At 71.7% G+C, this 12,149-nt stretch carries 10 protein-coding genes; 8 read left to right on the forward strand and 2 right to left on the reverse strand.

What is annotated here, in order from left to right; translation table 11 throughout:
• Positions 1 to 545 precede the first annotated feature (545 nt).
• Positions 546 to 1,529 (reverse strand): type I pantothenate kinase, encoded by a 984-nt coding sequence (gene coaA, locus BKH32_RS08825; protein ID WP_075249662.1) that lies wholly within the window; start codon positions 1,527 to 1,529, stop codon positions 546 to 548.
• A gap of 151 nt (positions 1,530 to 1,680) precedes the next feature.
• Here coaA and glmS point away from each other — a divergent pair, with 151 nt between their 5' ends.
• Positions 1,681 to 3,585, forward strand: coding sequence for a glutamine--fructose-6-phosphate transaminase (isomerizing) (glmS, locus tag BKH32_RS08830; RefSeq protein WP_075249664.1), 1,905 nt, complete (start codon positions 1,681 to 1,683; stop codon positions 3,583 to 3,585).
• A gap of 77 nt (positions 3,586 to 3,662) precedes the next feature.
• On the opposite strand, the gene BKH32_RS08835 is transcribed toward glmS, so the two are convergent.
• Positions 3,663 to 4,142: a holo-ACP synthase gene (locus BKH32_RS08835; RefSeq protein WP_075249666.1), complete on the reverse strand. Its 480-nt coding sequence runs from the start codon at positions 4,140 to 4,142 to the stop codon at positions 3,663 to 3,665.
• A gap of 198 nt (positions 4,143 to 4,340) precedes the next feature.
• Between BKH32_RS08835 and BKH32_RS08840 the strand changes: the two genes are divergently transcribed.
• From BKH32_RS08840 to BKH32_RS08870, 7 genes are all read left to right on the forward strand, one after another.
• On the forward strand, positions 4,341 to 6,254 hold the full coding sequence (locus tag BKH32_RS08840) for a bifunctional ADP-dependent NAD(P)H-hydrate dehydratase/NAD(P)H-hydrate epimerase (RefSeq protein WP_075249668.1): 1,914 nt from the start codon (positions 4,341 to 4,343) through the stop codon (positions 6,252 to 6,254).
• A 109-nt stretch (positions 6,255 to 6,363) separates the two neighbouring features.
• Entirely contained in the window at positions 6,364 to 7,695 is a 1,332-nt protein-coding gene (gene alr / locus BKH32_RS08845) for an alanine racemase (protein ID WP_075249839.1), read from the forward strand.
• A gap of 80 nt (positions 7,696 to 7,775) precedes the next feature.
• Positions 7,776 to 8,414 (forward strand): tRNA (adenosine(37)-N6)-threonylcarbamoyltransferase complex ATPase subunit type 1 TsaE, encoded by a 639-nt coding sequence (gene tsaE / locus BKH32_RS08850; protein WP_075249670.1) that lies wholly within the window; start codon positions 7,776 to 7,778, stop codon positions 8,412 to 8,414.
• The gene (locus tag BKH32_RS08855) at positions 8,411 to 9,460 is read left to right on the forward strand and encodes a hypothetical protein (protein ID WP_075249672.1); all 1,050 of its coding nucleotides are present in this window, start codon (positions 8,411 to 8,413) and stop codon (positions 9,458 to 9,460) included. The genes tsaE and BKH32_RS08855 overlap by 4 nt, the downstream gene beginning before the upstream one ends.
• Before the next feature lie 9 nt (positions 9,461 to 9,469).
• On the forward strand, positions 9,470 to 10,228 hold the full coding sequence (tsaB, locus tag BKH32_RS08860; RefSeq protein ID WP_075249674.1) for a tRNA (adenosine(37)-N6)-threonylcarbamoyltransferase complex dimerization subunit type 1 TsaB: 759 nt from the start codon (positions 9,470 to 9,472) through the stop codon (positions 10,226 to 10,228).
• 25 nt (positions 10,229 to 10,253) lie between these two features.
• The gene (locus BKH32_RS08865; protein WP_075249676.1) at positions 10,254 to 10,850 is read left to right on the forward strand and encodes a GNAT family N-acetyltransferase; all 597 of its coding nucleotides are present in this window, start codon (positions 10,254 to 10,256) and stop codon (positions 10,848 to 10,850) included.
• 390 nt (positions 10,851 to 11,240) lie between these two features.
• Positions 11,241 to 11,993, forward strand: coding sequence for a succinate dehydrogenase cytochrome b subunit (locus BKH32_RS08870; RefSeq protein ID WP_178384601.1), 753 nt, complete (start codon positions 11,241 to 11,243; stop codon positions 11,991 to 11,993).
• Positions 11,994 to 12,149 lie beyond the last annotated feature (156 nt).

Consider the following 12,149-nt stretch of genomic DNA (forward strand, 5'->3'; position numbering starts at 1 on the left):
GCAACGACGCACCCACCCCACCTATGAACTTCAATAGGCTCCACCTACCACACCCTCAAACACGAAGAGCCTGTTAACGCTGGGTGCTGCACTGGACTCTTCGGGGAATCGGCCTGTTGGTGTCCATATCGGTGACAAAGGGATGTTCGAACTCCAGGTCGCGTGAACGAGAACCTTGAAATCATGCGGTTTTGCTTCGTCACCACGAGAACGGTCTGGGCCTTTTGTCACCGATGTGGACATCCTTGGCCCCTCTTCGGGTTGCTGACGGTGCATGTCTGATGCCGGTTCGGGCATGTCCCTCTTCTGGTGCGGTCTACTCCACGAGGGTGGGGATCTACTGGCCAGGGGTTGTGCGCACTGCACGAAGGTCCCACCTACCTGGAGTACACCCAACCCTCCCGCAGTAGCACCCGACCCTCGTGCAGTGCACGCCCAAGGCTGGCAAGGCGGCTACGGGCGACCGCGTCCGCTATGTCCGGTGAACCGGCTGATGACTTCACCCCAGGCAGCTCACCCCACTGGAGTCTCAGCGCGAGGAGGAATCAGGACTTGCGCAGCAGGACCCGGCTCATGCGGTGCTCGGCGTCCTTGGTCAGGACCAGGGTGGCCCGCCCTCGGGTGGGGGCGATGTTCTCGCGCAGGTTGACCAGGTTGATGCTCTCCCAGATCTCGCCGGCCCCGGCCAGGGCGACGTCGTCAGGGATCTCGGCGAAGCGCCGGAAGTAGGAGCCCGGCTGGGTGAAGGCCGTGTGCTTGAGGGTGAGGAACCGGTCCAGGTACCAGCGGCGGATGTCGTCGGGGTCGGCGTCGACGTAGATCGAGAAGTCGATGAAGTCGCTCACCGCCAGCGCCGAGGACCCAGGTCGCGCCCCCCGCGGGGCGGGCTGGAGCACGTTGAGCCCCTCCAGCACGAGGATGTCGGGGCGCTCCACCGTCACATGCCGGTCCGGGACGATGTCGTAGACCGTGTGGGAGTAGACGGGCGCCCGGACGCACTTGCTGCCGGACTTCACCGCCGCGACGAACTCCAGCAGGGCGCGACGGTCGTAGGACTCGGGGAAGCCCTTGCGGGCCATGAGCCCGCGCTTCTCAAGGACCCGGTTGGGCAGCAGGAAGCCGTCGGTGGTCACCAGGTCCACCCGGGGCGTGTCCGGGAATCGGGCGAGCAGGCGGGCGATGAGGCGCGCCGTCGTCGACTTGCCCACGGCGACCGACCCGGCCACTGCGACGACGAAGGGCGTGGGCGGCTCCCTCACCCCCAGGAAGGCGCCGGTGCGGTGCGCCCGCTCGCGCGAGGTGGCGATGTAGTCCTCCAGCAGCGCGGTCAGGGGCCGGTAGACGGCGTCGACCTCAGCCAGGTCGATGGGGTCGCCCAGTCCCCGCAGCTTCTCGACATCGGCCTGGGTCAGCGGCAGCGGCGCCGAGGACGCCAGGGCGGACCACTGGTCCCGGTCCAGCTCTATATAGGGCGAGGCGCTTGGAATACCCAGGTCACTCGGGTCGCTCAGCTCGGATGTCACCGACACAGTGTCGCAAATGACGAGGCCCGGCGGACAATCCCCGGAGGATGAGTGGGACTCGGCGGGGCGCCGGCGGGGAACCGAGATCACACGGAGATCACATCGACGTGTCCCCGCGCTCGTTGTCAACGCCGCGCAGGCATGATTCGATCGGAGCATGTGTGGAATTGTCGGCCACGTCGGCCCTCTGAGTGAAACTGGTTCCTCCCGTTCCCTGACTGTTCTGATGGATGGCCTCGGCCGCCTGGAGTACCGCGGCTACGACTCGGCGGGCGTCGCACTGGTGGGCCCCTCCGGCCTGGATGTCGTCAAGGAGGCGGGCAAGCTCTCGGGGCTGCGCGCCATCCTGGAGGCCACCCCGCCGGCTCCCGCCACCGCGGGCATCGGCCACACCCGCTGGGCCACCCACGGCGGCCCGACGACGGCCAACGCCCACCCCCACCGCGCCGGCCACCTCGCCGTGGTCCACAACGGCATCATCGAGAACTTCCGCCCGCTGCGCGAGGAGGTCGAGGCCGCCGGGCGCGAGCTCCTCTCCGACACCGACACCGAGGTCGTCGCCCACGTCCTGGACATCGACTTCACCTCCCGCCTGCGTCAGGACCCGGCCGCCGCCTCCGACCCGGCCCGGGTCGCCGACCTCCTGGTCGCCTCGATGCAGGCCGTCACCGCCCGCCTCGAGGGCGCCTTCGCGCTGCTGGCCGTCACCGACCTGGCCCCCGCGGTGATCGTCGCCGCCCGCCGCTCCAGCCCCCTGGTCATCGGCCTGGGCGAGGGCGAGAACTTCCTGGGCAGTGACGTCGCCGCCTTCGTCGCCTTCACCAAGAAAGCCGCCGAGGTCGACGACGACCAGGTCCTCCTGCTGACCGCCGACGCCGTCCACGTCTGGGACCGGGACGGCAACGCCGTCGAGCCCAAGACCTGGGAGGTCTCCTGGGACGCCTCCGCCGCCGTCAAGGGCGGCTACGACACCTTCATGGCCAAGGAGATCCACGAGCAGCCCGCCGCCGTGGCCGACACCCTGCGCGGCCGCGTCGACGAGCGCGGCGAGCTCCAGCTCGACGAGATGCGCATCGACCCCTCCGTCCTGCGCAGCGTCGACAAGATCGTCGTCATCGCCTGCGGCACCGCCGCCTACGCCGGGCACGTCGCCAAGTACGCCATCGAGCACTGGTGCCGCATCCCCGTAGAGGTCGAGCTCGCCCACGAGTTCCGCTACCGCGACCCGGTCGTCAGCGAGAAGACCCTGACCGTGGCCATCTCCCAGTCCGGCGAGACCATGGACACCATCCAGGCCGTGCGCCACGCCCGTGAGCAGGGCAGCAAGGTCCTGGCCATCGTCAACACCTACGGCTCGACCATCGCCCGCGAGGCCGACGCCGTCCTCTACACCCACGCCGGCCCGGAGGTCGCCGTGGCCTCCACCAAGGCCTTCCTCGCCCAGATCACCGCCTGCTACCTGCTGGGGCTCTACCTGGCCCAGCTGCGCGGCAACAAGTGGCCCGACGAGGTCGCCGAGTACCTGGACAACCTCGCCGCCATGCCGGACCGCATCCAGCATGTCCTGGATCACCAGGAGGCCCGGGTTCGCGACCTGGGCGCCGCGCTGGCGGACAAGTCCTCCTTCCTGTTCCTGGGCCGCCACGTCGGCTTCCCGGTGGCGCTGGAGGGGGCGCTCAAGCTCAAGGAGCTCGCCTACGTCCACGCGGAGGGCTTCGCCGCCGGTGAGCTCAAGCACGGCCCGATCGCGCTCATCGAGGAGGGGCTGCCGGTCTTCGTCATCGTGCCCACCCCGCGCCGCCCCGTCCTGCACGACAAGGTCATCTCCAACATCCAGGAGATCCGGGCCCGTGGTGCGCGCACCATCGTCATCGCGGAGGACGGGGATGCCGACGTCGAGCCCTTCGCCGACCACATCATCCGGGTGCCCGCCACCCCCACGATCCTGTGGCCGCTGCTGACCGTGGTGCCGCTGCAGATCTTCGCCGCGGCGCTGGCCGGGGCCAAGGGGCTGGACATCGACCAGCCGCGCAACCTGGCCAAGTCCGTCACCGTCGAGTAGGACCGACGGCGAGGCATCGACTCGACCCTCAACGGTGCCGAGCCCGTATCCCGGGCTCGGCACCGTCGTCTACAGGTCTACAGGGCGGGGCGCAGGGACTTGATCTGCTGCTTCGTGCGGGCCTCCGAGCGCTGAGAGGACAGAGCCAGGTCGTCGTCGTTGTCGACGTGGTCGGCCTGGGCGACGACGAAGGCCTGGGCCATACCGCCGTCGTGGGCCAGGGAGAGGTGCCAGTGGCCGATGCCGGCCTGGCGCGCGGCCATCGCGGCCGCCCCGGTCAGGCGCAGGCGCGGCGGCGTGCCGGGCGTCGAGGTCACCTCGATGTCCTGGTACTCCCACCCCTGGGGCGCGTCCAGTCCGAGCTCGGCGTAGGCCGACCCCAGGGCCTTGAGAACCGCCTCCTTGGCCGCCAGGCGCGCCCCGAGGGAGGCTGCCCGCTTCTGGCAGGCGGCCAGCTCGGCGGGGGTGAAGAGCCGCTCGCGCAGGCCGGGCACCCGGTCCATGTAGCCTTCGAGGCGGGGGATATCAACCAGGTCGGTCCCTACAGCGCGGATCACTCGGCCATTGTGCCGGGTGATCCGAGGCGGTGGGGGGTGAACGCGCCGCCTAATTCTAGAAAGGACAACTTCTTGCCGCGTGCCCGGCGGCGGCCGACCCGGACCGGCAGCCGCCCGGCGAGTCCCGCTGTGTGAAACTGCCTGTCTCAAAGCCGCGTTGGAGGGGCGAGGAGAGCGGAGCGGAGGACAATGGGACGGATGAGTGACCTCAACGACCTCCCGCGTTCCGACGACGTCACCGATCCCACCACCTGCGCCTGGCCCGCCCGGGAGATAGCGGCTGCGGAGGCCCCTGTCACCGTGGGAACCGACCGCTACATGAGAGCCGCCGCCCACGCGGTGGCCCGGGCGGCACTGCGCGAGCTGCGCCAAGGAGCCGGCACTGCGGGCACCGCTGCGGTCCCCGCCCGCCCGGTTCTGGCGCCGGCGTCCTCGACGAGTCCCATGGGGCCGACCGCCACCCCCACCTCACCGCTCTCCCCGCCGACGCCGCTGGAAGGAACGGGTGACGGGGCGGGCGCGCACACGGGCCCCGGATGGATCTCCGGGGCCCCGGTACTCCTCTTAGTCGGCGGCGGCCACAACGGGGCCGACACCCTCCTGGCAGGAGGCCTGCTCGCCCGCAGCGGCTGCGCGGTCAGCGCCGTGCTCGCCACCGAGCACCCCCATCCCGTCGCCCTGGAGGAGGCCCGCAGCCACGGCGTCACCGTCCACGGAGCCGGCTACCGCCACGACGGCGGAACCGACCAGGACTCCGCCGAGGCCATGGCCGCTATCGAGGCCTTCCTCGTCCGCGGCGGACTCGTCCTGGACGGGCTCACCGGCATCGGCGCCACCGGAGCACTGCGACCCGACGCCGCCGCCCTCGTCGCCCCGCTCATCGCCTCCGGAGAACCGGGGCGTCGCCCGCTGCGCGTCATCGCCGTCGACCTGCCCAGCGGAACCGGCGTCGACGACGGCACGGTGAGCGGCCCGGTCCTGGCCGCCGACCGCACCGTCACCTTCACCTGCCTCAAGGGATGCCAGTGCCTGCCCCCGGCCCGGCACCTGTGCGGCGTCGTCGAGGTCGTCCCCCTCGGGCTGCCCGCGCCCACGAGCCGGCCCCTGGCCCGCCGCCCCGTCGACGGCGCCCTGGGCGACTACCTGAGACGAGCCCTTCGCGAGCCGGGCCCCGATGACCACAAGTACACCCGCGGTGTGGTCGGCCTGTGGGCCGGCAGCGAGACCTATCCCGGCGCCGCCGTCCTGGCCGCCAACGGCGCCGTTCGCGCCGGCGCAGGCATGGTGCGCCTGACCGCGCCCCGGCGCGTGGAGGACCTCGTCCTGGCTGCCCGGCCCGAGGTCGTCCCCGCCGCCGGACGCGCTCAGGCACTCGTCCTGGGGCCGGGCATCGACCCCGCTGAGACCGCCAGGGCCGATGAGGTGCGGGCCGTGCTCGCCTCCACCCTGGCACCCTCCGGCACAGGCCAGCAGGCCCCCACCCGGATCCCCACCGTCGTCGACGCCGGCGCCCTGAGCCTCCTGGCCGAGCTCCTCACCGAGGAGCTGAGCTGCACGCCGCTGCACGTGCTGACCCCGCACGCCGGAGAGGCCGCCGCGCTGCTGAGCGTGTTGGAGGACAAGAAGACGCCGGCGCAGGAGGCCCGTGGCTGGAGCCGCGACCGCGTCGAGGCCCACCCGGGGCTCGCCGCCCGCGAGATCTGTCGCCTCACCGGCGCCACCGTCCTGCTCAAGGGAGCCACCACGCTCATCGCCGCACCGCAGCGCCCCGTGGTCAGTGTGGACAGCGGCCCCGGCTGGATGGCGACCGCCGGAAGCGGGGACGTGCTGGCCGGGATCCTCGGAGCGGTCCTGGCCTGCGCCGCAGCCCGCTGGGAGCAGGAGAGGGAGCCGGCCGCCTCGGGGCCGGCCCCGGTGCTGGACGCCCTGGTCGACTCGGTGGCCGCCGGCGTCAGGCTGCATGCGCTCGCGGGCGCCTACGCCGCTGCAAGACCTCAGGGTGCCGGGAGCACGGGGACCGGCGGGCACCCGATCGCCGCACTGGACATCGCTGCGGCCCTCGGCCCGGCCCGCCTCGAGCTCAACCGGCTCCAGGCAGTGCCCCACCCTTGAGGCGTGTCGGCCGAGGTGGTGCCCATCAGGCCCTCCGGCCCGAGGCGTGGGCCAGGAAACAGCGGCGGCCCCGGCCGCCCAGTGCGACAATCGCGGCGTGACCACCTCCATGGACTCAGCCGCAACGACCCCCTCCACCGCTCCGCGATCCGCGGTCGCCCAGTGCGCGCCATCGGCGGCGGCCGCTACCTCGCGGGCCGTCATCGACCTGGAGGCCGTGGCCCACAACGGGCGGCTCCTGGCACAGGTGGCGGGCGTGCCGTGGATGGCCGTGGTCAAGGCCGACGCCTACGGTCACGGGCTGGGCCCGGTCGCCCTGACCGCCCTGTCAGCGGGAGCCTCCTGGCTGGGAGTGGCCCAGCTCTCCGAGGCCCTGACCTTGCGTTCCCTGCTGGATGAGGCCGGCGTGAGCCGCCCGGCGGGGGAGCCCTCCGCGCAGGCCCCCCGGGTCCTCACCTGGCTCCTGCCCGTCATGGATCCTGTCCAAGCAGCCGCCGAGGACTCGCCCCTGCGCGCCGCCCTGGCGGCCGACCTGGACCTGTCGGTCTCCACCCTGCCCCAGCTCGAGGCCCTGTCGGCGGCGGCCCGGGCGCAAAAGAAAGTGGCGCGTCTCCACCTCAAGGTCGACACCGGCATGTCGCGCGGCGGTGCCACCCCCGAGGAGCTGCCCACCCTGGCTGCCGCGCTGAGGCGGGCCGAGGACGGGGGAGCGGTCGACGTCGTCGGCCTGTGGTCCCACCTGTCTCGCGCCGACGAGCCCGCCAGCGGCTCCACCGAGGAGCACCTGGAGCGGTACCGGCGAGCCGAGCGGGTCGTGCGAGCCGCCGGCCTCAACCCGCCCACTCACCATCTGGCCGCCACCGGAGGACTCCTGTGGCACCCGCAGGCACGCATGGACCTGGTGCGCGCAGGCATCGGTCTGTACGGGTTGAGTCCCGACCCGTCCGTGGCCACCGGCGCCGAGCTCGGGCTGCGGCCCGCCATGCGCCTGGAGTCCCCTCTGGTGCAGGTCAAGCGCATCGAGGCCGGACAGGCCGTCTCCTACGGGGGGACCTGGAGAGCCCCCACCGACCGCTGGGTGGGGCTCGTGCCCCTGGGGTACTCCGACGGCGTCCCCCGCGCCGCCGGCTCCACCGGCCCCGTGGGAGTCGGCAGTATCAGGACCTCCATCGTGGGGCGGGTGTGCATGGACCAGGTGGTCGTCGACCTCGGCCCGGCCGTGGACAAGACCGGCGCGCCCCTGCCGGCACCGGCCCAGGTCGGAGACACCGCCGTGCTCTGGGGAGCCCCTCAGGACTCAGGCCGGGAGGCCGTCCCCACTGCTGACGAGTGGGCACAGGCCTGCGGCACCATCAACTACGAGATCGTGACCCGGTTGGGAGCTCGTGTCCCGCGCTGCTACGTCGGGGATCCCGGTACCGGCGACTACTCTCGACCCTAGACGGCAGACGTCGGATATCGCCGGTCCCCACCGGGCCGACCGGTTCCGCCGGCGGACCCATGCACGGATGAGGAGGGACTATGAGCGCAGCGCCGCACACACCTGAGACCGCCCCCGGGATCAGCGTCGCCACCGGCGACGCCGACGAGACCCGGGCGCTCGGGACCCGCCTGGCCCGCCTGCTGCGCGCCGGTGACCTCGTCATGCTCTCCGGCGGGCTGGGGGCCGGCAAGACGACGCTCGCTCAGGGCATCGGCGCGGCCCTTCAGGTGCGCGGCCGGGTCTCCTCACCCACCTTCATCATCGCCCGTGTGCACCCCTCCGTGTCCGACGGCCCCGACCTCATCCACGTCGACGCCTACCGGATCACCTCCCTGGAGGAGATCGACGCCCTCGACCTGGACTCCTCCCTGGACCGCGCCGTCACCCTGGTCGAGTGGGGCGAGGAGAAGGTGGAGGCCCTGAGCCCCGACCGCCTGGAGATCCAGGTGCTGCGCCCCCACGGTGCCGTGCGCGCCGAGCGCCCGCAGCCCGACGACGCCCCCGCCGGCGCCGAGCACTCCGCCGGCTCGGTGACGGGCAAGCCGGTCGTGGATCTCGGCGAGGTCGACGACGGCAACCGGACGATCGTCGTGCGCGCCGTCGGTCCGCGCTGGGCCGATGTCGACCTGAGCCCATTGGCCGCAGAGGCCTCCTGCCAGCCGGGAGCACCGCTGTGAATACTCCCGCCACCGTGGCGCCGCTCCGCAACGCCATCCCCACCCGGCCCGCCCAGCGATCCCGGCGTCCCCGACACCTGCTCCTGCCCGCTGCTGCGGCGGCGCTCCTGGGCGTCTGCCTCCTGGCCTCGGGGCAGGCCCGGGCCGGGGCCGACACCAGTGCCCGACTCGCACCGATCACGTCCGTCGGCGGCGTGACGGGTGTCGCGGCCGATGCCGACTCGCGCGACGAGGCCAAGGCGCTCATGGAGAGCGAGTGCGTCGCTCAGGTGCGTCAGAGCACCGGCGAGCAGGGCGAGATCACGGTGGGCGACCCGCGGAGCGTCTACACCTGGGCCTCCGGCTTCCTCGACGGCTCCCAGCCCACCGCGCAACCCGTCGACACCGGCGACTGGGCCGCGACCGTCTCCTCGGGCGGCAAGCCGGTCGGTCTTCTCGAGGTGGTCCATGACAAGGGGCATGCCACCTGCACCCCCGTGTTCGACGACGACCTGGCCACCGATGTCGACCAGATGGGCGAGGCCCACCTCGTCCACGACCGCAACGCCAACGCCTGGTACTCGCTGAACGGCACCACGGTGACGGCGATGGGGGAGGCCGCCACCCGGCGCCTGGCCGGCCCCATCGAGCTGCGCGACTACGGAGAGATTCTGCGTGAGCGCGCCGGCTCCAAGCCCAAGACCTCCGCCGGTCAGAGTGAGGAGCGCTCCGTCTCCGGGGGCTGGGCGATCTGGGGGCCGGTCCTGGCGGTCGTCGTCGTCGGGATCATCACCGTCATCATCACGGTCCGTCACGAGCGCAAGGTGACCGCCCCACTGCGCCAGGCCCGCAACCGCGCCGACATGGCCGAGCGCGCCGACCGGCTCAGCCGGGACGAGCCCGACACCCAGGGCGCCGCAGTACGGCGGGGCATCCCCCGTGCCGCCATCGACCTGTCCCTCCTGGGGGACGAGGCCGAGGACGACACCGATGCGACCGTCGGCGAGACCCTGGGGGACACGATCCCCGAGAGCCGCGTCAACCTGCCACGAGACCCGAGGGCATAGGCTGGCCCGGTGCGAATCCTCTCCATCGACTCCTCCCTGGGGACGCAGCTCGCGGTCGTCGACGCCGCCCCCTCGGCCGCCGGCGCACGCGCCCTGCAGGTGCTGAGCCAGGACGAACAGGCCGATACCCGCCGTCACGCCGAGTCCCTGGGACAGATGCTCTCTGATGCCCTGTCGGCTCCCGAGGCGGCCGAGCGCCCGCTGGACGCCGTGGTCGCCGCCACCGGCCCGGCCCCCTTCACCGGGCTGCGTGCCGGACTGGTGACGGCCGGGGTCGTCGGGCGCACCCGGGGCGTCCCCGTTCACGGCGTCTCCAGCCTCGACGCCGTCGCCCGCCGCGCCCTGGACGGGCTCGGAGCCCACGAGGGACGCAAGGATCCGGTCGTCCTGGTCGCCACCGATGCCCGCAGGCGCGAGGTCTACGCGGCACTCTTCCGCGCCAACGGTCCCGACGACGTCACCCGCCTGACCGAGATCAGCGTCTGCCCCCCGGCCCAGGTCGCCGAGCGCCTCGCCGAGCAGGCACCGGGGCGGGACGGAGGGGCCGGAAGCGTCGACGTCGTGGCCGGCTCCGGCGCCGCCCTCTACCCCGAGCTGGCGGAGATGGCCTCCTGCCACGAGGTCCTGGCCCCCGTCTCCGGTGATGTCCTGACCCAGGTGCGCATCGCCCTGGCCCGTCTCGAGCGCGGTGAGGAGCTGAGCACTCAGCCCCTCTACCTGCGCCACGCCGACGTGCAGATGCCCGCCGCCCGCAAGCGCGTGCGCTGACCCCGGGGCGAAGAAGGACACTGAGATGCCCGAGGCGACGGGAGCGGGCCGGGCCCCCGGGCTGCGGGAGATGGCGGCGGGGGACCTGGAGACCATCACCCACCTCGAGAGAGAGCTCTTCGGGGCCGAGGCCTGGAGCCGAGACCTGCTGGCCGCCGAGCTGGCGGCCTCCCACGGGTCTGGGGCGGACCGCCGCTACGTCGTCGTCGAGTCCGAAGAGAGCGATGGCGACGGTGACGCCGCGGATCGCGCCGCCGGGGCCGGGCCGCGCGGGCCACGGCTCCTGGGCTACGCCGGGCTCTACCACGCCGGTGGGCTGACCAGTGCGGACCTGCTGACCATCGCCACCATCCCGGCCGCGCGCGGACGAGGGATCGCCTCCCTCATGCTCACCGAGCTCGTCTCCACCGCCCGAGAGGTGAGCTGCCCCGAGGTCCTGCTGGAGGTGCGCCAGTCCAACGAGACCGCCCAGCGGCTCTACGCCAGGCACGGGTTCGTTCCCATCGGCCGGCGCCGCCGCTACTACCTGGCGCCGCCGGAGGACGCCGTGGTCATGCGGCTGACTCTGCGCCCGCGCCCGGGGCCGGTGGGGGCCGAGGCCGGTGAGCCGAGCCCGGCCTGAACCCGTGGAGCATCCCATCCGGGGGCAAGTCCCGGTGTCCGACTGGACGGATTGCGCCGGAGCCGAAGAGGCAGATAGGCGCCATAACGACCGGAGATATACACGGACCGTGGGGAGAGAGGCGGTGCGTGTCGGTGACTTCACAGATTTGTCTGACGCCCCTGTGACGAAAAGGTGGCCCCAGATGCCGGTGTCAGCATATTCCTCGGCGTTGAATGACGAATCGAGATTCGGTGAGATCCCCACGATTCTGCGGATCGTCACACTAACGCCGCTGGTGGCGAGTGCAGATGGCGTCTGCGGCACCTTGCGCCCGGCTAGCCTTGTGCCGTGGCCAAATCATCTGCTCCTTCCCTGAAGAGGCGGACCGCCTTCTCCACGACCGTCTTCATGAAGCGCATGATGGCGATCTCGGGACTGGTGTTCCTGTTCTTCGTCCTCTTCCACGCCTACGGCAACCTGCACTACTTCGAGGGTGAGGTCGCCTACGATCACTACGCCGTGTTCCTGCGGGCACTGCTGGTGCCGATCATGCCCTACGGCGGTGTTCTGTGGATCCTCCGCCTGGCTCTCATGGCCTGCCTCCTGGCACACGCCGGCAGCGCCTTCAGCCTGTGGGCGCGCAACAAGCGGGCCCGCGGCAACGACAAGTACGCCGTCAAGAAGCCCGGCGCCGAGTACTTCGCCTCCCGCTACGCCATGCGCACCATGCGGTGGGGCGGTGTCATCCTCCTGCTGTTCATCGTCTGGCACATCCTGCAGTACACCACCCTGTCGCTGACGCCGGGAGGGAAGTACGTGCACGGACGGGCCTACCTCAACATGTACTACGGCTTCCAGCTGTGGTGGGTGTGGCTCATCTACGCGGTCGCGCTGGCCGCCCTGTGCCTGCACGTGTGGCACGGCGTGTGGTCCGCCCTGCAGACGCTGGGGGCGGTGCGGGGGAACACCATCCCCTTCATCCGGCTGATCGCCTTCGTGCTGGCCTTCGCGCTGTTCGCCGCCTTCATGGCTGTTCCGACGGCGATCCTCTTCGGCTATGTCGATGCCCCCATGGCCGCTGCCGACTATTACCCGCAGTTCTGTGACGCGATCGGCTCCTCCGCCGAGCACTTCGCCGAGTGTGCTACGGCGAACCACTGAGAGTGAACGACTATGACTGAACTCATCGACGGCCTGTACTACGAGGGCGAGAAGATCGCCGACACCAAGGCCCCCCACTCCGTCCCGATCGACCGGCGCTGGGAGCAGCGCAAGTTCGAGGCCAAGCTGGTCAACCCCGCCAACCGCCGCAAGCTG

This window comes from Actinomyces oris (assembly GCF_001929375.1).
Taxonomy (GTDB): domain Bacteria; phylum Actinomycetota; class Actinomycetes; order Actinomycetales; family Actinomycetaceae; genus Actinomyces; species Actinomyces oris_B.